Source organism: Lysinibacillus sp. FJAT-14745 (assembly GCF_001275675.1).
Classification (GTDB): Bacteria; Bacillota; Bacilli; order Bacillales_A; family Planococcaceae; genus Lysinibacillus.
On record NZ_LITM01000004.1, the window covers coordinates 1 to 23068 of the forward strand.

General features: G+C 37.5%; 21 protein-coding genes, 1 rRNA gene and 1 other annotated feature. Of the genes, 17 read left to right on the top strand and 5 right to left on the bottom strand.

Annotated features, from left to right (window positions below; genetic code table 11):
• The first annotated feature begins 218 nt into the window (after window positions 1–218).
• From rrf to asnB, 4 genes are all read left to right on the top strand, one after another.
• Window positions 219–334, top strand: a 5S ribosomal RNA gene (gene rrf, locus AMS59_RS06555).
• 295 nt (window positions 335–629) lie between these two features.
• Window positions 630–2093, top strand: a complete 1464-nt coding sequence (gene guaB, locus AMS59_RS06560) for an IMP dehydrogenase (RefSeq protein WP_053482962.1) — start codon at window positions 630–632, stop codon at window positions 2091–2093.
• Between the two features lie 142 nt (window positions 2094–2235).
• Window positions 2236–3567, top strand: a complete 1332-nt coding sequence (locus tag AMS59_RS06565; protein ID WP_082337414.1) for a D-alanyl-D-alanine carboxypeptidase family protein — start codon at window positions 2236–2238, stop codon at window positions 3565–3567.
• Between the two features lie 104 nt (window positions 3568–3671).
• A complete protein-coding gene (gene asnB / locus AMS59_RS06570; protein ID WP_053482964.1) occupies window positions 3672–5510 on the top strand; it encodes an asparagine synthase (glutamine-hydrolyzing) in 1839 nt (612 codons plus the stop codon).
• Window positions 5511–5537: 27 nt separating this feature from the next.
• On the opposite strand, the gene AMS59_RS06575 is transcribed toward asnB, so the two are convergent.
• A complete protein-coding gene (locus AMS59_RS06575) occupies window positions 5538–6962 on the bottom strand; it encodes a PLP-dependent aminotransferase family protein (RefSeq protein ID WP_082337415.1) in 1425 nt (474 codons plus the stop codon).
• Window positions 6963–7067: 105 nt separating this feature from the next.
• On the opposite strand from AMS59_RS06575, the gene pdxS reads away from it, so the two are divergent.
• The 3 genes from pdxS to serS all read left to right on the top strand — a co-directional run bounded on the left by pdxS (window position 7068) and on the right by serS (window position 10143).
• Entirely contained in the window at window positions 7068–7952 is an 885-nt protein-coding gene (gene pdxS / locus AMS59_RS06580) for a pyridoxal 5'-phosphate synthase lyase subunit PdxS (RefSeq protein WP_053482965.1), read from the top strand.
• A 1-nt stretch (window position 7953) separates the two neighbouring features.
• Window positions 7954–8517 carry a pyridoxal 5'-phosphate synthase glutaminase subunit PdxT gene (pdxT, locus tag AMS59_RS06585; protein ID WP_053482966.1) on the top strand — a complete coding sequence of 188 codons (564 nt, stop codon included), beginning with the start codon at window positions 7954–7956 and terminating at the stop codon, window positions 8515–8517.
• Window positions 8518–8565: 48 nt separating this feature from the next.
• Window positions 8566–8789, top strand: a binding site (T-box leader).
• Window positions 8790–8862: 73 nt separating this feature from the next.
• Window positions 8863–10143 carry a serine--tRNA ligase gene (gene serS / locus AMS59_RS06590; RefSeq protein WP_053482967.1) on the top strand — a complete coding sequence of 427 codons (1281 nt, stop codon included), beginning with the start codon at window positions 8863–8865 and terminating at the stop codon, window positions 10141–10143.
• A 69-nt stretch (window positions 10144–10212) separates the two neighbouring features.
• Here serS and AMS59_RS26170 read toward each other — a convergent pair whose 3' ends face one another.
• From AMS59_RS26170 to tadA, 3 genes are all read right to left on the bottom strand, one after another.
• A complete protein-coding gene (locus tag AMS59_RS26170) occupies window positions 10213–10455 on the bottom strand; it encodes a TM2 domain-containing protein (protein WP_234007704.1) in 243 nt (80 codons plus the stop codon).
• A 265-nt stretch (window positions 10456–10720) separates the two neighbouring features.
• Window positions 10721–11851 carry an SPFH domain-containing protein gene (locus AMS59_RS06600; RefSeq protein ID WP_053482969.1) on the bottom strand — a complete coding sequence of 377 codons (1131 nt, stop codon included), beginning with the start codon at window positions 11849–11851 and terminating at the stop codon, window positions 10721–10723.
• A gap of 279 nt (window positions 11852–12130) precedes the next feature.
• Window positions 12131–12649 (bottom strand): tRNA adenosine(34) deaminase TadA, encoded by a 519-nt coding sequence (tadA, locus tag AMS59_RS06605; protein WP_199777680.1) that lies wholly within the window; start codon window positions 12647–12649, stop codon window positions 12131–12133.
• 257 nt (window positions 12650–12906) lie between these two features.
• Here tadA and AMS59_RS06610 point away from each other — a divergent pair, with 257 nt between their 5' ends.
• The 10 genes from AMS59_RS06610 (at window position 12907) to AMS59_RS06655 (ending at window position 21540) form a co-directional block, all read left to right on the top strand.
• Window positions 12907–13242: a metalloregulator ArsR/SmtB family transcription factor gene (locus AMS59_RS06610; RefSeq protein WP_053482970.1), complete on the top strand. Its 336-nt coding sequence runs from the start codon at window positions 12907–12909 to the stop codon at window positions 13240–13242.
• Window positions 13243–13263: 21 nt separating this feature from the next.
• Window positions 13264–14220 carry a cation diffusion facilitator family transporter gene (locus AMS59_RS06615; protein WP_053482971.1) on the top strand — a complete coding sequence of 319 codons (957 nt, stop codon included), beginning with the start codon at window positions 13264–13266 and terminating at the stop codon, window positions 14218–14220.
• Window positions 14221–14299: 79 nt separating this feature from the next.
• Entirely contained in the window at window positions 14300–14629 is a 330-nt protein-coding gene (locus tag AMS59_RS06620; RefSeq protein WP_053482972.1) for a metal-sensitive transcriptional regulator, read from the top strand.
• 60 nt (window positions 14630–14689) lie between these two features.
• Window positions 14690–14896, top strand: coding sequence for a copper chaperone CopZ (gene copZ, locus AMS59_RS06625; protein WP_053482973.1), 207 nt, complete (start codon window positions 14690–14692; stop codon window positions 14894–14896).
• A gap of 81 nt (window positions 14897–14977) precedes the next feature.
• Window positions 14978–17389, top strand: a complete 2412-nt coding sequence (locus tag AMS59_RS06630) for a heavy metal translocating P-type ATPase (RefSeq protein WP_053482974.1) — start codon at window positions 14978–14980, stop codon at window positions 17387–17389.
• A gap of 225 nt (window positions 17390–17614) precedes the next feature.
• Window positions 17615–18250, top strand: a complete 636-nt coding sequence (locus AMS59_RS06635) for a deoxynucleoside kinase (RefSeq protein WP_053482975.1) — start codon at window positions 17615–17617, stop codon at window positions 18248–18250.
• Window positions 18250–18918, top strand: a complete 669-nt coding sequence (locus AMS59_RS06640) for a deoxynucleoside kinase (RefSeq protein WP_053482976.1) — start codon at window positions 18250–18252, stop codon at window positions 18916–18918. The genes AMS59_RS06635 and AMS59_RS06640 overlap by 1 nt, the downstream gene beginning before the upstream one ends.
• A 162-nt stretch (window positions 18919–19080) precedes the next feature.
• On the top strand, window positions 19081–19620 hold the full coding sequence (locus tag AMS59_RS06645) for a TIGR00730 family Rossman fold protein (RefSeq protein ID WP_199777686.1): 540 nt from the start codon (window positions 19081–19083) through the stop codon (window positions 19618–19620).
• 105 nt (window positions 19621–19725) lie between these two features.
• Entirely contained in the window at window positions 19726–20634 is a 909-nt protein-coding gene (locus tag AMS59_RS06650) for a methyl-accepting chemotaxis protein (RefSeq protein ID WP_053482978.1), read from the top strand.
• A gap of 276 nt (window positions 20635–20910) precedes the next feature.
• Complete coding sequence (locus tag AMS59_RS06655; RefSeq protein WP_053482979.1) at window positions 20911–21540, top strand: RraA family protein; 630 nt, start codon at window positions 20911–20913, stop codon at window positions 21538–21540.
• A 198-nt stretch (window positions 21541–21738) separates the two neighbouring features.
• On the opposite strand, the gene AMS59_RS06660 is transcribed toward AMS59_RS06655, so the two are convergent.
• Window positions 21739–23013, bottom strand: coding sequence for a cation:dicarboxylate symporter family transporter (locus AMS59_RS06660; RefSeq protein WP_053482980.1), 1275 nt, complete (start codon window positions 23011–23013; stop codon window positions 21739–21741).
• Window positions 23014–23068 lie beyond the last annotated feature (55 nt).

Consider the following 23068-nt stretch of genomic DNA (forward strand, 5'->3'; position numbering starts at 1 on the left):
GACGAATACTAATCGATCGAGGACTTAACCAAAACGTTTGAAACATTCAATGCACCGTTTATCCAGTTTTGAAAGAATAATTCTTTCAAAAAAGGGTTTCAAGATACGAGTAGTTCGAGGAAGCGATGGAGAGAGGGAAGGAGCGTACTCAAGTACGTGACTGACTGAACGACAGAAGCTGACAAAGAAATACGATGTATATTGAAAGCCGTTAATAGTCTAGTGATGATGGCAAAGAGGTCACACCCGTTCCCATACCGAACACGGAAGTTAAGCTCTTTAGCGCCGATGGTAGTTGGGGGCTTCCCCCTGTGAGAGTAGGACGTCGCTAGGCAAAGACAGTCAGCTGTGTGCTGGCTGTTTTTTTTTATGAAAAACCTTAATAATTTATCAATAATTTCACAAAACTTGCTTAAAATAAGAAGAGCTTAACTAATATTTATACCATATGTAGAAAAAAATTAAGAAGGTTATTTTGAATTCAATATAAAAAAAGGAAGAAAAAACTATCAGAGTTGGCACTTTAAAAAATCTGAATTGTCTTTCTTTTATAAGTTTCTTGACAGTAGCTTAGCACGTTGTTAATCTTACAATTAATATTCTTTTAACTATAGGAGGACGTTACGAAAATGTGGGAAACTAAATTTGCCAAAGAAGGTTTAACTTTTGATGATGTATTATTAGTACCAGCGCATTCAGAAGTATTACCGAAAGATGTTGATTTATCAGTTCAACTAACACCGAAAATTAAATTAAATATTCCAATGATCAGCGCAGGCATGGATACAGTTACAGAATCTAAAATGGCAATTGCTATGGCACGTCAAGGCGGTATCGGTATTATCCATAAGAACATGTCGATCGATGAGCAAGCAGAGCAAGTAGAAAAAGTAAAACGTTCTGAAAATGGTGTTATTACAAACCCATTCTTCTTAACTCCGACTCACCAAGTTTTCGATGCTGAGCATTTAATGGGTAAATACCGAATTTCTGGTGTACCAATTGTTGATAGTATGGAAAACCAAAAACTAGTAGGGATCATTACAAACCGCGACTTACGTTTCATTTCTGACTATTCTTTAAAAATTGAAGATGTTATGACAAAAGAAGATTTAATTACAGCTCCTGTTGGAACGACTCTAGAGGATGCTGAAAAGATTCTTCAACAATATAAAATCGAAAAGTTACCAATTGTAGATGAAGAAGGTAAATTAACTGGATTAATTACAATTAAGGATATTGAGAAGGTAATTGAGTTCCCTAACGCTGCAAAAGACATACATGGTCGTTTATTAGTAGGGGCAGCAGTTGGTGTTTCAAAAGATACGATGATACGTATTGAAAAGCTTGTTGAAGCACAAGTAGACATCGTAGTAATCGATACAGCTCACGGCCATTCTGAGGGTGTATTACAAACAATTCGCTCTATCCGTGAATCTTATCCAGAGCTTGAAATTATCGCTGGTAACGTAGCAACTGCTGATGGTGCACGCGCATTATTTGAGGCTGGTGCAGATGTAGTGAAAGTTGGTATTGGACCAGGATCTATTTGTACTACTCGTGTCGTAGCTGGTGTAGGTGTTCCACAAATTACAGCTGTATACGATTGTGCAACAGTAGCTCGTGAGCTTGGTAAAGCAATTATTGCTGATGGAGGCATTAAATACTCTGGAGATATCGTAAAAGCTCTTGCAGCAGGTGGTAACGTTGTAATGCTTGGTTCACTTCTTGCAGGTACTTCTGAATCTCCTGGTGAAACTGAAATCTTCCAAGGTCGTCGCTTCAAGGTTTACCGTGGTATGGGTTCAATTGGAGCTATGGAAAAAGGTTCAAAAGATCGTTACTTCCAAGAGGACGCGAAAAAATTAGTACCAGAGGGTATTGAAGGTCGTCTTCCTTACAAAGGACCTCTAGCGGATACTATTTATCAACTAATCGGTGGTATTCGTGCAGGTATGGGTTATTGCGGTTCAGCTAACCTTGAGTTCTTACGTGAAAATGCTCAATTTGTTCGTATGACAGGTGCAGGTCTACGTGAATCACATCCACATGATGTACAAATCACAAAAGAATCACCAAACTATTCGATGTAATATATTACTAGCAACTTTTATGCTCTCGAATCGTCTACAAAGATGACACGAGAGCATTTTTTTATGATAGAGATTGCGCACTGACATTACTATATATGATAAAATGTCGAGGACAAGATTATTTTTTTGGAGGGCTTTAAAGGTGAAAAAGACAATGAACACTGTCATTCGCTTACTCCTAATTCCTGTTTTGTTATTTAGTGTTTTAGCAGGTATTCCTGCGAAGGCACATGCAGACTCAGATTTAGGACTACATGTGGATGCTGCGATTTTAGTTGACGCAGATTCAGGAAAAATTTTATATGAACAAAATGCCGATACTGCACTAGGTATTGCGAGTATGACAAAAATGATGACTGAATACCTGTTATTGGATGCAATTGATGCTGGTACAGTTAAATGGGATCAGGAATATCACGTAACTGATTATACGTATAAATTGTCCCAAAACCGTGCGTTAAGTAATGTACCATTGCGTAGAGATGGAACTTACACAATTCGCGAATTATATGAAGCGATGGCTATTTACTCTGCAAACGCTGCAACAGTGGCTATTGCAGAAACAGTTGCAGGAACTGAAACAGAGTTTGTAAAGCTAATGAATAAAAAAGCAGAAAAGCTTGGTCTTAAAGACTATAAATTCGTGAATTCTACTGGTCTTAACAATGCAGATTTGTTTGGTATGCAGCCAGCTGGTACTGGACCAAGTGATGAAAACGTAATGCCTGCTAAATCTGTAGCTAAATTAGCATATCATTTACTAAAAGATCATCCAGACGTATTAAAAACGTCTAAAATTGCAAAAAAGAAGTTCCGTGAAGGTACAGATGATGAAATAAATATGGAGAACTGGAACTTTATGTTGCCAGGATTAGTGTTCCAATATGAAGGCGTTGACGGATTAAAAACAGGTACAACAGACTTTGCTGGACATTGCTTTACAGGTACAGCAGAGCGCAATGGTACACGTTTAATTTCTGTTGTTATGAAGGCTGTAGATACAAAAGGACAGGGCTCAAGAAAAGCGCGCTTCGATGAAACAGCTAAATTGCTAAACTATGGTTTCTCACAATTCTCAAAACAAGAAATCATTCCTGCGAACTATAAGTTTAAAGATCAAGAGACAGTAAAAGTTACAAAAGGTAAAGAAAACAAAGTAGCAATTGCTGTTAAAGATCCAGTTTCATTTATGGTCAAGTCATCTGAGAAAGATTTATATAAACCTAAACTAGTATTAGATAAAAAGAGTCTTGAAGCAGAGGTTAAGAAGGATACAGTTGTTGGGAAGGTAGTTATTGAGCGCTCAGAGGGCACAGATTACGGTTTTATTGACGGTAAGGCCCTTAAAGCCGATGTTGTTACAACAGAGGCTGTGGAGCGTGCTAGCGGTATCTCATTATTCTTCCAAGGCGTTGGTAGCTTCTTCGGAAACTTATGGAGCGGCATTACTGACTTTGTTGGTGGCTTATTTTAATAATTAATAAAAAGAACACGTAAATGTTTTTAAAACATCTACGTGTTCTTTTTCACATTTTTACGCTTTACTGCATACGCTATTAGGCGAAAGGATGTGGCTAAATGTGTGGCATTACAGGATGGGCTAGCTTTCAAAAGGATTTAAGAACAAGTAATGAAATTCTAAAGTTAATGACGCAAACGTTAAATAAACGCGGGCCAGATGATGAAAATATTTGGTGTAGTGAGCATATTGCATTTGGCCATCGTCGGCTAGCCGTCATAGATTTAATCGGTGGGAAGCAACCGATGAAAAAAGTTCATGATGGTGCAAACTATGTCATTACATATAATGGCGAGCTTTATAATACAGAAGAATTAAGGAAAGAGCTGCAAAAGAGAGGGCATGTTTTTGCAACACATTCAGATACGGAAGTATTATTAACTGCTTATATTGAATGGCAAGAGCAGTGTGTTGATTTTTTAAACGGAATTTTCGCTTTTGGTATATGGGATGAACAATCACAATCTCTGTTTTTATGCCGAGACCGACTGGGTGTAAAGCCTTTGTTTTACACAGAACAACAAGACGGTTTACTTTTTGCATCCGAAGTAAAAGCATTATTAGCTCATCCATTAATTAAATCAACTGTTAATACAGAAGGGCTAGCAAATATTATGGCTGTAGGACCGTCTAGAACGCCCGGAAAGTCACTTTTTCAAAATATTAGTGAGCTACGTCCAGGATACGCAATGCGTTTCTCTAGAGAGGGGATACGAGTTTGGCAGTATTGGCAGTTACAGAGTAAACGTCATGAAGAGTCATTAGAGGACACGATCGATCATGTCCGTTTTTTACTAACAGATGCTATTGAAAGACAGCTTGTTTCAGACGTACCAATCTGTACATTTCTTTCAGGAGGATTAGATTCCAGCATTATTACCGGAATTGCTGCAAACATGTTTCAGCAACAAAATAAAGGCAAACTCCATACGTACTCTATAGACTACGAGGATAATGAACGTTTTTTTAATCCACATGCTTTTCAAACATCTACAGATACGTATTGGATTAAAAAAATGACAGATACCTTTAGTACGACACACCATGCTGAGGAAATTTCTCAGCAACAATTAATCGATTCCTTAGTAGAATCTGTCATCGTCAGAGATTCACCAGGAATGGCAGATGTAGATTCATCGTTATTATGGTTTTGTCGAGAAATTAAAAAAGATTTTACCGTTGCACTATCAGGTGAATGTGCAGATGAAATTTTCGGTGGTTATCCATGGTTTACAGAAACGACTACAGGTTTTCCGTGGATTCGTTCACTGTCTGAAAGATCAACAATGTTACAAGAGCGATGGCGTAAGAAATTAAAAGTTGAATCATATGCACAACAGGCATATTCACAAACAATTGCTGAAGTACCCTATCTTGATGGGGAGAGTATTGAGGAAGTAAGGCAACGAGAAATGTTTTATTTGAATATGGTCTGGTTTATGCAAACATTGCTGGAACGAAAAGACCGTATGAGCATGGGGGCGAGTCTTGAAGTTCGTGTGCCATTTGCAGATCATCGACTGGTGGAATATGCGTGGAATATTCCTTGGGAAATGAAAAATTTAGGCGGTATAGAAAAGGGTTTACTTCGTAAGGCAATGCAACATTTATTGCCAGAGGAAGTTTTATATCGGAAAAAGAATCCGTACCCTAAAACCTATCATCCAGTTTATACAGCAGGTGTTCAAAAATGGCTAAAGGAAATAATGGAGGATAAAAATTCAATTCTTCATGAATTATTTGAGCGACAGAAGCTAATAGGGCTCATTGAATCTGGTGGCAGTTCTTTCAAAGTTCCTTGGTACGGACAGTTAATGGCAGGTCCGCAGCTTTTAGCTTATCTGGGTCAAATTCATACATGGTTTGAGTTTTATAATATTCAACTAGTGGAATCATAATATAGAGAAAATAGCTAACAACCTTTTTTAATGTGAGGTTGTTAGCTGTTTTTTTTGTATGTCCCAACAGTTCATTAGCTTTTCAATAGAAGGTTCAATTTCATGTACTGGTATACCTCCAAAACCTAGTAAAAATTGAGCTTGTAAGGATGAGGAGTGATCCAGGCGATAATCAGATAGTGGATAGATTCTAATTTCCGAATTGGAGGCAAGTTGCTGTAATTGCTTTTCAGACAAAGTATGTTGTACATCGAGTAAAATATGCATTCCTGCTTGCTCACCGGTGATATTAATTTGATTAGAATAGTTTTCTAAAATAGAAGTAAGTTTTTCATGCTTTTTTCGATAAATCTTTCTCATTCGATTTAAATGCTTTGCAAAATGGCCATCACGCATAAAATTAGCTACAATATGTTGATCGAAACGAGGTACTGTTGATGAATAGTAATTAAATACATCATTATACGTAGCAAGTAATTTTGGTGGAAGTACAAAATAAGCGACGCGCAATGACGGCATTAATGATTTTGTAAATGTACTCATATAAATTACTTTATCATTTCGATCTAATGCATGAAGTGCAGGAATTGGTTTTCCAGTATAACGAAATTCAGAATCATAATCATCTTCAATAATGTATCGAGAGGAGCTTTGTGATGCCCAATTTAAAGCCTGTGCACGTCTTGTAGCCGATAATACTGCTCCTGTAGGGAATTGGTGAGATGGCGTGATATAAACAACGTCAGCGCTAGTTTTTTCGAGCTCATGTATGACAATTCCTTCATCATCGACCGCAATTGGATAGACTTTTCGTTTATGCTGGGAAAACATACGATGCACAGCTGGATATCCAGGATTCTCAAGGGCAAAACAAGTATTGTCACTAAAGAGTCGCAAAATCATTGGTAGAAGCTGTTCTGTTCCTGAACCGATGACAATTTGCTCGGGATTACAAACAACCCCGCGTGATTGAAATAAATAATTAGCAATCTCCGTTCGTAAAGATCGTTCTCCCTGAGGCTCACCTGTTAATAATAATTCCTTTGAGGCATCATCAAAGAGCTCTTTCGCATATTTCCGCCATGTTTGAAAAGGGAAGGCATCAATATCGATGGAACCAGGATTAAAATCTATCTTGTACGATTTTTTCTTAGGTTGTTCGTTTAAGGAAGTTATTGTGTCCTGCTGAATATACGGAAGCTCGTCAATTTCCTCTACAAAATAACCGACACGGGATTTAGACATAATATAGCCTTCAGCAAGTAGCTGTGCATATGCAATTTCAATAGTTGTTTGAGAAATATTCAAAAAATCGGCTAATTTTCTTTTTGATGGTAATTTTTCTCCTACTGCTATTTTCTTTGTAATAATAGCTTCTTTAATGCCGCTATAAAGCTGATCGTAGAGCGGTTTTTCACCATTTTTTTCTAGTTGAAATAATAGCATGTCCATGTTCATTAATCCTCCTGACCTTATGGTTATTTTATAAACTGGATATTTTTATATGGTCAATTTCGATTATACTAAATTTCATCATAAAGGTGGAGGTTAGAAATCATGAAACAAACAGGTACAGAATTAGTTAAGCGCGGGATGGCGGAAATGCAAAAGGGTGGCGTCATTATGGATGTTATTAATGCAGAACAGGCGAAAATTGCGGAAGCGGCAGGAGCTGTAGCTGTTATGGCATTAGAACGAGTACCATCAGATATTCGCAAGGCGGGTGGAGTTGCACGTATGGCTGATCCTCGTATTGTCGAGGAGGTTATGGGGGCTGTATCCATTCCTGTCATGGCTAAAGCACGTATTGGGCATATTGTGGAAGCAAGAGTGTTAGAGGCAATGGGTGTTGATTATATTGATGAAAGTGAAGTATTAACTCCAGCAGATGAAGAGTTTCATTTATTAAAAAGTAATTACACAGTGCCTTTTGTTTGTGGGTGTCGTGATTTAGGAGAAGCAGCTCGACGCATTGGTGAAGGGGCTTCCATGCTACGCACTAAAGGGGAACCAGGGACGGGTAATATTGTTGAGGCAGTTCGCCATATTCGTAAAGTGAATGCACAAGTACGTAAGGTTGTTGGTATGACAGAGGATGAATTAATGACAGAGGCTAAATTGCTTGGTGCTCCTTTTGAATTATTAAGAGAAATTAAGCGTCACGGCCGTTTACCAGTCGTGAATTTTGCAGCAGGTGGAGTTGCTACGCCAGCTGATGCGGCATTAATGATGGAACTTGGAGCTGACGGTGTATTTGTTGGTTCTGGTATTTTTAAATCAGAAAACCCAGAGAAATTTGCTCGTGCAATTGTAGAGGCCACTACGCATTATAAGGACTACAAGCTAATTGCTGAAATTTCAAAAGAACTTGGTGTTCCGATGAAAGGTATTGATATTGCACAGCTTAGTCAAAATGAGCGTATGCAGGAGCGAGGCTGGTAAGATGAAGCGAATCGGTGTTTTAGCATTACAGGGAGCGGTACGAGAGCATGTACAAATGTTAGAGTCTCTCGGATGCGAAGCGGTCTTAGTAAAACAAAGAGTTGATTTAGAGAAGCTTGATGGACTTGTCTTACCTGGTGGAGAAAGCACAACGATGCGGAAATTGCTGAATCGATATGAGCTATTAGAGCCAATCCGTACACTTGCAAAACAGGGTTTACCGATGTTTGGAACATGTGCAGGATTGATTTTATTGGCAAAGGAATTAGTGGATTACGAGTCACATTTAGCTGTAATGGATGTGGTAGTTGCACGGAATTCTTATGGACGTCAGGTAGATAGCTTTGAGGTTAAGCTCGACATTCCTGAAATAGGAGCTGCTATTCCAGCTGTCTTTATACGTGCGCCACATATTGTTTCTGTAGGTGAAGGCGTTGAAGTATTAGCAGAGCATGATGGAAAAATCGTGCTAGCAAAGGACGATCATTTATTAGGCTGTTCTTTCCATCCTGAATTAACGTCAGATTCACGTATTCTTGAATATTTTGTATCTTCTATGGTATGACTTGCAAAATCTTAATTCATATAGTACAGTATGGATAAATTTAAATAACTGAACACGATGATGGGAAGTAGTAGCAAGCACGTTTTTTTTAGAGAGTCAGCGGGTGGTGGAAGCTGATAAAAGCACTTGTGAATCCGTCCTGGAGTTGCGCAGTCGAAGTTAATGAAGTAGGCTGTCGCCGGCTGAAATGCCGTTATGAAATAAGTGGATTAGACAAAGTACAAAGTGTCTAGTCAATTAGGGTGGCAACGCGGGTAGCTCTCGTCCCTTTTTGGGGGATGAGGGCTTTTTTGTGTTTTCTACTAAATATTTTCCCATCATTAAGAATCTACTGGAGGTATGACGATGTTAGATATTAAACGCGTGCGCGACAATTTCGCGGAAATTAAAGAAATGCTATTAACACGTAATGAGGATTTAGGAAACTTAGATGACTTTGAAGATTTAGATGCAAAGCGTCGTGAATTAATTGCAAAAACAGAAGAGCTTAAAGCTGAACGTAATAAAGTATCTGAGCAAATTTCTATCATGAAACGTAATAAAGAAAATGCGGATGACGTTATTGCACGTATGCGTCAAGTTGGCGATGAAATTAAAGAGCTAGATGTTCAATTAAATGATGTAGAAGAACGCTTTAAAGATATGATGATGCGTTTACCGAACATTCCACATGCATCTGTACCAGTTGGCACAACAGAGGACGATAATGTAGAGGAATATACTTGGGGCGACATTCCAACATTTGATTTTGACATTAAAGCGCACTGGGATATCGCTACGGACTTACAAATTGTTGACTTTGAACGTGGTGCAAAAGTGACTGGTAGTCGTTTCTTATTCTATCGTGGTCTTGGCGCTCGTTTAGAACGTGCATTAATGACGTTTATGATGGACTTACATGCAGAAGAGCATGGCTATGAAGAAATGCTACCACCTGTAATTGTTAATCGTGATAGCCTAACAGGTACAGGACAACTACCTAAATTTGAAGAAGATGTCTTTAAATTAGTTGACACAGATTATTTCATGATTCCAACAGCAGAAGTACCAGTAACAAACTTCTATCGTGATGAAATTTTACCAGTTGAAGCATTACCACAGGGCTTTGCAGCATACAGTGCATGCTTCCGTTCAGAAGCGGGTTCTGCAGGTCGCGATACACGTGGTTTAATTCGCCAACACCAATTCAACAAAGTAGAATTAGTACGCTTTGTAAAACCAGAAGAATCTTATGAACAGCTAGAACTATTAACAGGTCATGCAGAAAAAGTACTGCAATTATTAGGGTTACCATACCGCAAACTAAAAATGTGTACAGCTGATTTAGGCTTTACTGCAGCGAAAAAGTACGATTTAGAGGTATGGATTCCAGCTCAAAATATGTACCGTGAAATCTCTTCATGCTCTAACTTTGAAGATTTCCAAGCACGTCGAGCAAATATTCGCTTCCGTCGTGAGCCAAATGCAAAACCAGAGTATGTACACACATTAAACGGCTCAGGTCTTGCAATCGGCCGTACAGTAGCAGCAATCTTAGAAAATTACCAGCAAGCCGACGGAAGCGTAGTGATTCCTGAAGTATTAGTTCCATATATGGGCGGTAAAAAAGTAATTGCTCCAAAATAAATTGAGTCGAAAAATAAAAGAAACTACTGTTGAACATTTAATCTCAACAGTAGTTTTTCTTTAACTATGCTAGCGAGGACGAACTCGATGTTTCACAGAGAAATTATGTTCATTAGAAAGCAAGTAAATAACGCCCTCTATAAAGCCTATAAATGCTGGAATATATGTCCAGAAGAAGATGAGGTACAATATACCTTGTCCAATTTTACCTAAGTAAAATTTATGGATGCCAAACCCACCAAAAAAGATAGCGAGTAATCCTGCGACAGTTTTATTTTTTATAGGCCAAGAAGGGTCGATCCCATCATACATAAATGCTTGCTGTGGATGTGTTTGATAGACAGGTTGAGGCTGTTGTTGATAAACTGGTTCTGGTTGTTGCACAACTTGCTGTTTATTACTGAAATTGAATTTTTCACCACAATATTTACATTGAGCTAATGCAACATCAGCAGGTGCACCACATTGGGGACAGGCAACATTGTTCATATTAAAATCTCCTAATCAATTATTATTGTTTTTATGCATCTCTTTTTAGACATTATTTTTTCTTTAAGATGATAACCCGTTATTGAATTCATTTAACTTGAGCGCCGCAGTTATTACAGAATTTTGAAGTAATATCTAGTTCTTGCCCACATGAACAAACCGGTTTAAGTAAACTATTTCCACAAGAGTTACAGAATTTTGATGATTCTTCGTTTTCACCCTGACAAGAATGACATGTAATAACCTTACGCGTTAAATTTTCACCGCATAAATTGCAAAACTTACTAGTAGACGAAATATTGCCGTGGCAAGAAGGACATATTTTATGTGTGACATTATTGGTAGGCTGTTGTACTTGTTGGTTCATCATATTTACCATACCTTGTCCTACCCCTAAGCCAACCCCACTTGTAGCAAATAATCCGGCTACTCCATTCTCATTTGCTGCCGCAGACTCATATATATCAAAGCTACGCTGTGTTACATAACGATTGTCACCCATAATTTCGAATTTAGCTTTATCTTGTAAAATTTCATTTATTTTATCGAAATCTTCCTCTGGGAAATTAATTGATTGAATATGGAAATGGGCCATTATAAAACCATACGCATTGAATTCTTCAGATATTTTTTCTTTTAAACTATTTGAAATATTATGAAGCTCTGTTGTTATTTCTAGTGCAGAGATTTTCTCATTAATAATTTTATTTGCAAGTTCAGTTTTTATGGATGTAATAAGAGAACCTTTAAAGTAATCTTGTACTTTTTCGAAACTAACAATATCATCTTTATTCATAGAGCCTATAACTTCTGTAAAGAATAATAAATAGTCATCAAGGCGAAGAGCTAATTGTCCAAATGCTCGTATACGTAATTTTACAAAGTATTTTGGGTCAATTAGTTGAATAGGATCAGAGGTTCCCCAATATAAATCTAATTTTACCGTTAGATTTATAAAGTAGATTTCTGCTGAAAAAGGTGTATCCCCTCCATAAGCAAAATTCACAACATGATGAAGTAATGGTAAGTTATTGGTTGATAAAACATGCGTGCCTGAATTAAATACATCACATATTTGCCCGCCCTTTACAAAAATAGCCACTTGACCTTCGTTGACGATAAGTGTAGTACCTAACACTAGCTTTTCATTCGGATGTTTGTAGATTAGCCAATCACGTGAGCGTAAACCATCGAACTTCACTCTATCAAAAATAGGCATTAAAATATAACCTCCCCATTAATTACCTTTTAAATTAAATTATTACTAGTTATATTTTCCCTTTTCAGTTTATGCATGTCAATGGTTTATATGTATTGAAATTTTTCTTTAGGTTAGCCAGTAATGTACTTGCTATATTGCTTTTTCCATTTTTTAAATTGGCGTATTTAAAAACATTATTGTCATGAATATGTTGTCGCTATTACGACAATATGCTATTCCCTAACCATAGAAAAGAAGGTGCCTCAATCCGAGACACCTTCTTTGTATGTGAAATTTTTAAAATTTTTCATTTTCAACAACTAATGCTTGTCGCGCTTTTTTCTCGGCTTTTTTTCGTTCACGTAAAGCTCGGAAAAAATCGGTTAAGATTTGTCCGCACTCTTCGGCTAAAATCCCTTCCGTAACTTCGCACTCATGATTAAAGCGTGCATCGTTTAATAAACGATAGAGTGAATCTACACAGCCTGCTTTTATATCTCTTGCACCATATACAACACGTGGCACTCGAGATTGTAAAATTGCACCTGCACACATAGGACAAGGTTCAAGTGTCACATAGAGTGTTGTTTTTTCAAGGCGCCAGCTACCTATTTTTTTGCAAGCCTCTTGAATAACCATTAGTTCAGCGTGTGTCGTTGCATTTTGTGTTGTTTCTCGTAAATTATGAGCCCGTGCAATAATCTCTCCATCGTATACAAGCACTGCTCCTATTGGCACTTCTCCAAGTAAGGCTGCTGACTTAGCTTCTTCCAGTGCACTGTTCATAAACAATCGGTCTGTTTCAAAAATATCCACTATGATCTCTCCTTATCATTTAGTGTATCTTGCTTAATTGACAATTGCTACTATCAAATATGTCTCGGCATAATTGTTGCTGACGCTTCGCTTTCGCACAGAAAACATTTGTTGCTGACGCTTCGCTTTTGCTACAGATAAACAATGCGTCCGGATTCGGTAAGAAGTTAAAACGTTGACATTTCCAATACGACCATCTATATTTATATATGAACATATGCTCATATATAAATATAAAAAGGTTAGGGGTAAACTAAATGGATGAAAAATTACAAAATACAGAGGTTCAGACTAACAAAGGGCAACATTTAGATGAAGAAACGCTATTCGTAGTGTCTCAAACATTTAAAGCATTAAGTGATCCGACAAGAATTCGCATATTAAATTTATTGTGTACGGATGAACATTCAGTCAACGACATCGCTGAAATTTTAGATTTAGGTCAATCAACAGTCTCACATCAGTTACGTTTTTTGAAAAATTTACGGTTAGTGAAATATAGAAGGGAAGGCACAACCTTATATTACTCAAAAGATGATGATCACATTATGAATTTGTTGATGCAAGCTATTGAGCATGCTACGCATAATTAAGAGCTAATGGAGGGATAAAACATGGGACATAATCATGATCACGGCCATGACCATACACATGGCGCAAACAAAAAGGTGTTAATAGTATCATTTATTATTATTACGAGTTATATGGTTGTTGAAGTGATTGGCGGCTATGTAACAAATAGTTTGGCTCTTTTATCTGATGCAGGACATATGTTAAGTGACTCAATTTCCTTAGCGATCGCCTTACTTGCTTTTATGTTTGGCGAAAAGGCAGCAAGCTATAGTAAAACATACGGCTATAAACGATTTGAAATTTTAGCGGCGGTATTAAATGGTGTGACATTAATTTTAATTGCTTTATTCATTTTCTATGAAGCAATAGAACGTTTTGCAAATCCTCCTGAAGTGGCAACTACAGGGATGCTAATTATTAGTACAATCGGCCTTTTGATAAATATTTTGGTAGCTTGGATTATGATGCGTGGCAGTGATACAAAAGATAATTTAAATATGCGTGGGGCTTTTTTACACGTATTAAGCGATATGCTTGGATCAGTAGGGGCCATCGTTGCCGCACTATTAATGATGTTCTTTGGTTGGGGTTGGGCTGATCCACTTGCGAGTGTTATTGTTGCAATATTAGTATTGAGAAGCGGCTACTATGTAACGAAAGCAGCTGTTCATGTTCTCATGGAAGGAACACCTTCAAACGTAGACGTTGAGGAAATTATGCAAACTATTGTGCAAACTAATGGTGTTCATAGCATTCACGATTTACACATTTGGACAATAACAAGTGGAACAAATGCGCTTTCTTGTCATGCAGTTGTTGATGATCACCTAAAAATTGCGGATAGTGAGAATATATTACGAGAAATTGAACATAATCTTGAGCATAAGGGCATAAAGCATGTCACGATTCAATTGGAAACAGTAGAGCATAAGCATGATAATTCAATTTTATGTACAATAAAAAATGAGCAGTCGAATCATCACCATCATCACCATTAATAAAGTTTATTAAAAATTTTAAGCTTTACATACCCTTCGTGGGTATAGTATGATGATTGTGAAGTAGGAGGTGTATTTAATGGAGGATAGAGTGAAAGAAGATGCTTGTCATACAGAGGAAGCTTCGTGTCGAAAAAGCCATCATCCTGAACGCGTTAAAAAGGATTTAACGACTCGTTTGAATCGAATTGAAGGTCAAATCCGAGGTATTAAAGGGATGATTGACAAAGACGTTTACTGTGATGATATTATTACGCAACTGTCTGCCACACAGTCTGCTTTAAATAGTGTAGCAAAAATATTATTAGAAGGTCATTTAAAGGGATGTGTAGTAGATCGCCTATCAGAAGGTGATGAGGCAGTGTTAGATGAATTAGTTGTGACTATTCAAAAGTTAATGAAAAAGTAAAAGGTTCTTTATTAAATATATACCCCTATACAGTATTGAAAATTAAAGGAGAGATATTTTATGCAAAACGTAACTTTAAACGTACAAGGAATGTCATGTGGACATTGTGTAAACTCAGTGGAAAAAAGTGTTGGCGCTTTAACTGGCGTTGAACAAGTAAAAGTAAACTTAGCTGATAGTTTAGTAGATGTAGCATTTGACGAAACACAAGTATCTCTAGAGCAAATTAAAGAAACAATCGACGATCAAGGCTATGACGTTAAATAATATAAGCGGGGTGCTCTTGTAGCACTCTCTTATTTTCAATTTAACATACCCCCTGTTGGTATGTGGAGAGGAGAAATGATTATGAGTTCGAAAATAAAAGAAGCGAATTTGCAAATTACAGGAATGACATGTGCAGCCTGTGCGACTCGAATAGAAAAAGGTTTAAATAAAATGGATGGTGTAGAACAAGCGACAGTTAATTTAGCTCTTGAAAAATCATCTATTAAATATGATCCGACAAAATTAAATGAAGAAGACTTTGAAAAGAAAATTGAAGCACTTGGTTATGGTGTCGTAAAACAAAAAACTGAATTCGGCATTACAGGAATGACATGTGCAGCCTGTGCTACACGTATAGAGAAGGGTTTAAATAAACTAGCAGGTGTATCTTCTGCGAATGTAAACTTAGCACTCGAAAAAGCAACTATTGAGTTTAACCCATCAGAGGTGACGATTGCAGATATTATTGCAAAGGTTGAGAAATTAGGGTATGAGGCTCATCAAAAAGCAGATGAGCAAGAGACTGTGGATCATCGTGAGCACGCTATCAAACAACAGCAGAAAAAATTTATTTTATCGGCCATTCTTTCACTACCATTACTTTGGACGATGGTAGGACATTTCTCATTTACATCATTTTTATATGTCCCTGAATTTTTAATGAACCCATGGGTACAACTGGTGTTGGCTACTCCTGTTCAATTTATCATTGGGAAGCAATTTTATGTGGGAGCCTACAAAGCTTTACGTAATGGTAGTGCCAATATGGATGTACTTGTAGTAATGGGAACATCTGCGGCGTATTTTTATAGTTTATATCAAGCAATTATTACCGCGGGGTCACACCATGCCCCTCACCTATATTTTGAAACAAGTGCCGTATTGATTACTTTAATTTTATTAGGGAAATTATTTGAGGCAAAAGCAAAAGGTCGCTCATCTGAAGCAATCAAAAAATTAATGGGCCTTCAGGCAAAAACGGCCATCGTTGTTCGTGACGGTGTAGAGAAAGAAGTGCCATTAGAAGAAGTAGTCATTGGCGACATTATGTTAGTGAAACCTGGTGAAAAAATTCCTGTTGATGGTGAAGTGTTAGAAGGAACAACAGCTGTTGATGAATCGATGTTAACAGGAGAGAGTCTACCTGTTGATAAAAAGCAAGGTGACCTATTATTCGGTTCAACTATTAATAAAAATGGCTTTATTAAAATGACAGCGACTAAAGTTGGTCGCGATACAGCTCTAGCTCAAATTATTAAAGTTGTAGAAGATGCACAAGGCTCAAAAGCGCCAATCCAACGCTTAGCAGACCAAATTTCAGGCGTCTTTGTACCAATCGTTGTTGGTATTGCGATTGTCACGTTTTTAATTTGGATTATTTGGGTGCGACCTGGTGAATTTACGCCAGCACTTGAAGTATTAATTGCAGTTCTCGTTATCGCTTGTCCATGTGCGCTCGGATTAGCAACACCAACATCTATTATGGCGGGCTCTGGTCGTGCGGCGGAATTCGGTATTTTATTTAAAGGTGGAGAGCATTTAGAGCAAACGCAAAGCATCGATACAGTAGTTGTTGATAAAACTGGTACAGTGACACATGGTAAACCTGTCTTAACGGATGTTGTACTAGCGGCAAATCAAGACGAGGCACGTTTTTTATCGTTAATTGGTGCGGCTGAGAAGCAATCAGAGCATCCGTTAGCAGAAGCAATTGTTCAAGGAATTGCTGATCGCGGTATTGAGCCAGGAGATGTTCAATTCTTTGAAGCGATACCAGGTTACGGTGTGCAAGCGACTGTCTCTGGTCAAGGAGTTGTCATCGGTACTCGTAAATTGATGCAACAATACGGTATTCAAATTGATGATATCCTACCAACAATGGAGCAATTAGAGGAAAACGGTAAAACTGCAATGTTAGCTGCGATTAACGGTCAGTATGCTGGTCTAGTAGCAGTTGCTGATACAGTGAAAGATACTTCAAAAGAAGCGGTTCGTCGTCTACAAGAAATGGGCATTACCGTTATTATGATGACTGGTGATAATGAACGTACAGCACAAGCAATAGGAGCAGAAGTTGGTGTGAATCATGTCATTGCTGAAGTACTTCCAGAAGGCAAAGCTAATGAAGTGAAAAAACTACAAGCTACAGGTAAAAAAGTAGCTATGGTTGGTGATGGCATTAATGATGCGCCGGCACTTGCGACAGCTAATATTGGGATGGCGATTGGTACCGGTACAGACGTGGCTATGGAAGCAGCGGATATCACACTGATTCGTGGCGATTTAAACAGTATTGCGGATGCTATCATCATGAGTCGCAAAACAATGCGTAACATTAAACAAAACTTATTCTGGGCATTTGCTTACAATACATTAGGCATTCCAATTGCAGCAATCGGTTTACTAGCTCCTTGGGTAGCAGGTGCAGCGATGGCATTTAGTTCAGTATCTGTCGTTTTAAATGCACTGCGTTTACAGCGAGTTAAATTATAAGGGTAACGATAGATCCGCTTTGAGTGGGTCTATTTTTTTATTTATTTCAGCGGATGTCACGGAATTGGTTTTGGTCTCCTATTTTAATAGATAAATAGTTTGGTTCTGTTATTCACTTTCTCACTATGATACAATGAAAAGCACTGATTTATTTTCTAAATAACAGAACCTCGAGGACGGGGTAATTGACGATAGAATCCATAGAGCATAAAGGAGGAGCTTCTGGTGACGGTTCCATTTGTTACGGTAGAAGGTCCGATTGGTGTTGGTAAAACCTCTTTATCTAAAGAGATTGCAGCGACATTTAATTACCATCTATTAAAAGAAATAGTAGACGAAAACCCATTTCTAAATAAGTTTTATGAAAACATAGAGGAATGGAGCTTCCAAACGGAAATGTTCTTCCTATGTAATCGCTATAAACAATTATCGGATATAAAAAAGTTCCGTTTAACACATGTTAAACCTGTTGTGGCGGACTACCACATTTTTAAAAATTTAATATTTGCCAAGCGTACATTGCTACCAACTGAGTATGATAAATACGAAGAAATCTATAAAATATTAACGAAAGATATGCCTGTACCTAATGTAGTTGTTTATTTACATGCCAGTGTTGATACGTTGATGAAACGTATTGCGATGCGTGGTCGTGAATTTGAAAAAATGATTTCACGAGATTACATGGAGCAACTAGTGGCAGATTATCATTCCTTTATCGAGCATTTTGAGAACATGCATCCCGAAATTCCCGTTATTCGATTTAATGGTGATCAGCTTGATTTCGTAAAAAATCCAAATGATTTGAAATATGTTTTACAAACAATAAAGGACACGTTACAACAAAGGAGTTTGCAATAATGAATTTGAGAGATAAATACGATATTCCTCCACAAACGGTCATTACAATCGCGGGTACGGTTGGGGTAGGGAAATCAACAATGACAAAGGCGTTGGCAGAGGCGCTAAATTTCCGTACATCATTTGAAAAGGTGGATACTAATCCATATTTAGATAAATTTTATGAGGACTTTGAAAAATGGAGCTTCCATCTACAGGTGTATTTTTTAGCGGAGCGTTTTAAGGAGCAGAAGCGTATCTTCGAGTATGGCGGTGGGTTTATTCAAGATCGCTCAATCTATGAAGATACAGGAATTTTTGCTAAGATGCACTATGACAAAGGTACAATGAGCCCAACAGATTACGAGACTTATACAAATTTATTTGATGCGATGGTGATGACACCATATTTCCCACACCCTGATTTACTTGTTTATTTAGAAGGACCAATTGATTCTGTTATTGGACGTATTCAAGAGCGTGGTCGTGCGATGGAGCAGCAAACACCGAATGATTATTGGGTTGAAATGCATGAACGTTATGAGAGTTGGATTAATAACTTTAATTCATGCCCAGTTCTACGTTTAGATATTAATGATTATGATTTATTAAAAAATCCTGAAGCAATTGAATCAATTGTGAGCCGCATCAGTCATATGCTAAAACAAACAAGTCATTTACGTAAATAGGAAATGAACTATGCTTAAATTTTAATGTATAGTAAGGAAACCATTGCGTTCTGGCCGAAAGCGAAGCAGCTGGCCCAAACAATTGAAGAAAATAAATGATCAAAAGACGTGAGACAATATGTAGCCTATTGTGTCACGTCTTTTGAAATAGGAGGGATTACTATAAGAATAGCGGTGTATTGCGGCTCTGGCTTAGGCATAAACCCAATTTATGCAGAGAAGGCAGCCGAATTAGGAACTGTCTTAGCTCAAAATGGTCATGGTGTCGTTTATGGTGGTTCGAAAATAGGACTAATGGGAAAAGTCGCAGATGCTGTATTAGCAGCTGGCGGAGAGGTAATCGGCGTGATGCCAACTCATTTACAGAAGCGGGAATTAGCGCATGCCTCGCTAACAGAAATTCATTTTGTTGAGTCTATGCATGTACGTAAAGCCAAAATGGTAGAGCTAGCAGATGCCTTTATAGCACTACCAGGTGGAGGCGGTACAATGGATGAATATTTTGAAGTGTTTACGTGGGCACAAATTGGACTACATGAAAAACCTGTAATTTTATATAATGTAAATAGCTTTTATGATGGACTTCTACAACATTTTAAGAAAATGCTCGAAGAAGGTTTTATACGCACGGAACAAGAATCACTTATTCGTATAGCTACTACATCGGAAGAAGTATTAAAATTTTTAAAAAAACATGGGTAATATGCCCATGTTTTTTCTGCAATAAATAATCTTTATAAGTATTTTTATTGGGTTCATTACCCTTAAAATTTTTAGTTCGCTAATACAATGAAAGAGGTGTAGATTATGCAGACAATAGATACAGAAGTTACTGATGATCAAGTAGTGCTGGCAATTGAACGAAATATAGCTATTATTCGTTTTGATATGGAGCATAAAGTTGCCTATGTAAATGAACTTTTTGCTAAAACATTAGGCTATAAAGTTGAGGAAATGCTAGGAAAAGATCATAAAGATTTTTGTTTAACGGAATTTGCGAATAGCATAGAATACGGAAAATTTTGGAGGAACTTAGCTGCTGGCAATAGCTATCAAGATAAAATCGAAAGAATGGATGCAAGGGGAAATAGAATTTGGCTTGAGGCTACTTATATGCCTGTCTTTGCTAATAATTCAAGAAAGGTAATCGGCGTATCGAAAATTGCAACAAATATTACTGAACGCCAAAATGAAATTGTTAGTGTAGCTGATACATTAAAGGTTATGTCTAAAGAGCTTCATAGCCGTTCGGAGGCTGGTATTCAAAATAGCGAGGATTTACTGGAAACAGTGAAAGAGGTTTCACAAGAGTCTGCCGATAATGTGAGAAATCTTGCACAGCTACAGAAGCAAGCAGAATCCATTAAAGGGATTGTGAAGACCATTCAAGAAATTGCTTCTCAGACAAATTTACTTGCACTAAATGCAGCTATTGAAGCAGCAAGAGCTGGTGAGTATGGCCGAGGCTTTGATGTTGTAGCAAAAGAGGTTAGAAAACTTTCTGTAAGGGTGGAGCAATCTATTTCAGAAGTAAAAGATAATGTTGAGGGCATAGAGCGAGAGATTGGACAAGTCACTGAAAGCATCACACGTATAGCTGAAAAAGTTGAAAAAACAAATGGTCAAATTAATGTAACAACGAATGATTTTGCTGAAATTGCTACTGCAGCAGAGGCATTAGATGAACAATCAAGGCATTTTACAGAAATAATTTAATGTAATCCATATAATATAAAATTGCGCCATATTAAAGTGAGATAAGTTTATCTCCCCTCTAATATGACGCAATTTTTAACTTTATTTCTCTTTTTTACACGCTTCATAAAGAAGAATGAGATAATTGCAAGAATTAGAGAAAAGGTTAAGGCATGTAATAGCTTCTTCTCAAAAATCTTATTTGCATAATTTTCTGATATATATATTGGAATATTAGATGAGTTTTATTACAATAATTGTGTAAGCTTTCCAAATATCATAATAGGGGTGTTATAGGTGACAAAGGTGGAAGTAAGTATTAAGTATTTGCCAACGACTGCAGTTTCAGATGCGACAGGAGGACATACAAATTTACGCAGTACTATTAAACCGTTAGCAGATCATTATAAAATTGCTGGCCGTGCGGTAACAGTGCGTTTACCAGATGGCGAAAATGGCGCAGTATTGGAAGCCATTCGAGCTGCTAAAGAAGGAGATATTTTAGTAATTGACGCTAAAGGGAATACCAATCGTGCAGTTGCCGGGGATTTTGTTCTTTCATTAGCGAAAGGTATTGGTGTACAGGGCTTTGTCGTCGATGGTGTTATTCGTGATATTGCAGCTATTCGTGAGCTAGATTTTCCTGTATTTTCACTTGGCACAACGGTAGCAGCTGGCAATAAAAACGGTGGCGGTAAAGTAAATGTTCCTATTGCTATTGGGGGCGTTTCTGTTTGTCCTGGTGATTATATTATTGGGGATGTGGACGGTGTCGTAGTCGTACCACAGGAAGATGCGGAGCGAATTGTGGCAGCTGCTGAGGCAAAGCTTGAAAAAGATGATATACGTGCACAAGAGGCACATGCAAATGGAAAAGAATCTATTATTGCATATTTAGATAAAGTTTTAACTCCTTGCAGTAAATGACTCCAAAAGCGAAACGACAGCAACAACACACGACTGAGTGACCAACATCATGCCGCTGACGCTACGCTTTCGAGAAAAAAACATCTGCAGGCCCAAGTACAAAGCTGATTCCGGACGCAATTATGCCGAGGCATAATTCATTAAAAGTAAAAAAACCCTCACGATGCCATCCATACATCGTGAGGGTTTTTTTAACTTTTATGCTAAATTTTCATTATCTTTAAAGTAATTTTTCATTTTTTCTGTATCGAAACGGCCTTCCCATTTCGCCATTACTAATGACGCAAGTGAGTTACCAATTACGTTAACGACTGTACGTCCCATATCAAGAATACGATCGATACCTGCAATGAATGCTAAACCTTCAACTGGAATGCCAACAGTACCTAAAGTTGCTAGAAGCACAACGAAGGATACTCCAGGAACACCTGCAATCCCTTTAGATGTAACCATTAATACAAGCATTAACGTAATTTGTTCACTTATGCTTAGGTGAATACCGTACATTTGAGCAATAAATAATGCAGCAATAGCTTGGTACAGTGTAGAACCATCTAAGTTAAAGGAGTAACCGGTTGGAATAACAAAGGATACGATATCCTTTGGAGCACCTAGCTTCTCCATTTTCATCATAATTCGCGGTAACACAGCTTCAGAACTTGCTGTTGAGAACGCTAAAATCAGCTCATCTTTTAGTACTTTAATTAAGAAGAAGATACTGATACCTGCAAATTTGGCCACAAGACCAAGAACGACAAAGATAAAGAATAGCATTGTTGCATAAACAAGTATAGCAAGTTTGCCAAGTGGTATTAGTGAAGCGAATCCATATTTGGAAACGGTTACACCGATTAAACCAAATACCCCAATTGGAGCAAATTTCATTACGAGGTTAGTTACCCAGAACATAGTATCTGCTACCCCTTGGAAGAAGTCTAATACTGGTTTACCTCGTTCGCCAATAGCAGCAACCCCTAAACCAAAAATAACTGAGAAGAAGATGATCGCAAGCATATTACCTTCAGACATTGCCTGAATGATATTTGTCGGTACAATACCTACAATAATATCAAATGGCCCTTCATGCTTTACTTCTTCTGTAGTTGCAACGTATTTCGAAATATCTCCTTGAGAGAGCTCGTTCATGTTTACACCCGTGCCTGGGTGGAATAGGTTTGCGGAAAGTAAACCAATTACAATTGCGACTGTTGTAATAATTTCAAAGTAAATAAGTGATTTCCCGCCTAATCGTCCAAGCTGTTTCATATCTCCAGTGCCAGCAACACCAACGATTAGAGTCGAAATAATAATCGGTACAACAATCATTTTAATTAGATGAAGGAAAATATCACCTAGAGGTTGTAAATATGTTTCAATTTTGGGGTTTCCGTAAAAGATACCACCAATAATAATCCCTAAAATCAAACCGACTAAAATTTGAGTGGCTAAACTGATTCTAAATTTCTTCTTCAAAACCTTAGTACCTCCTAATATTAAAATTTTTAGGACTTGCCTTACTTTAATAATA

What these genes read in the sequence shown, in the direction of transcription:
- guaB (WP_053482962.1), top strand. Translation starts at nt 630, where the DNA reads ATGTGGGAAACTAAATTTGCCAAAGAAGGTTTAACTTTTGATGATGTA.
- asnB (WP_053482964.1), top strand. Translation starts at nt 3,672, where the DNA reads ATGTGTGGCATTACAGGATGGGCTAGCTTTCAAAAGGATTTAAGAACA.
- AMS59_RS06575 (WP_082337415.1), bottom strand. Translation starts at nt 6,962, where the DNA reads ATGGACATGCTATTATTTCAACTAGAAAAAAATGGTGAAAAACCGCTC.
- pdxS (WP_053482965.1), top strand. Translation starts at nt 7,068, where the DNA reads ATGAAACAAACAGGTACAGAATTAGTTAAGCGCGGGATGGCGGAAATG.
- pdxT (WP_053482966.1), top strand. Translation starts at nt 7,954, where the DNA reads ATGAAGCGAATCGGTGTTTTAGCATTACAGGGAGCGGTACGAGAGCAT.
- serS (WP_053482967.1), top strand. Translation starts at nt 8,863, where the DNA reads ATGTTAGATATTAAACGCGTGCGCGACAATTTCGCGGAAATTAAAGAA.
- AMS59_RS26170 (WP_234007704.1), bottom strand. Translation starts at nt 10,455, where the DNA reads ATGTATGATGGGATCGACCCTTCTTGGCCTATAAAAAATAAAACTGTC.
- AMS59_RS06600 (WP_053482969.1), bottom strand. Translation starts at nt 11,851, where the DNA reads ATGCCTATTTTTGATAGAGTGAAGTTCGATGGTTTACGCTCACGTGAT.
- AMS59_RS06610 (WP_053482970.1), top strand. Translation starts at nt 12,907, where the DNA reads ATGGATGAAAAATTACAAAATACAGAGGTTCAGACTAACAAAGGGCAA.
- AMS59_RS06615 (WP_053482971.1), top strand. Translation starts at nt 13,264, where the DNA reads ATGGGACATAATCATGATCACGGCCATGACCATACACATGGCGCAAAC.
- AMS59_RS06620 (WP_053482972.1), top strand. Translation starts at nt 14,300, where the DNA reads ATGGAGGATAGAGTGAAAGAAGATGCTTGTCATACAGAGGAAGCTTCG.
- copZ (WP_053482973.1), top strand. Translation starts at nt 14,690, where the DNA reads ATGCAAAACGTAACTTTAAACGTACAAGGAATGTCATGTGGACATTGT.
- AMS59_RS06630 (WP_053482974.1), top strand. Translation starts at nt 14,978, where the DNA reads ATGAGTTCGAAAATAAAAGAAGCGAATTTGCAAATTACAGGAATGACA.
- AMS59_RS06640 (WP_053482976.1), top strand. Translation starts at nt 18,250, where the DNA reads ATGAATTTGAGAGATAAATACGATATTCCTCCACAAACGGTCATTACA.
- AMS59_RS06650 (WP_053482978.1), top strand. Translation starts at nt 19,726, where the DNA reads ATGCAGACAATAGATACAGAAGTTACTGATGATCAAGTAGTGCTGGCA.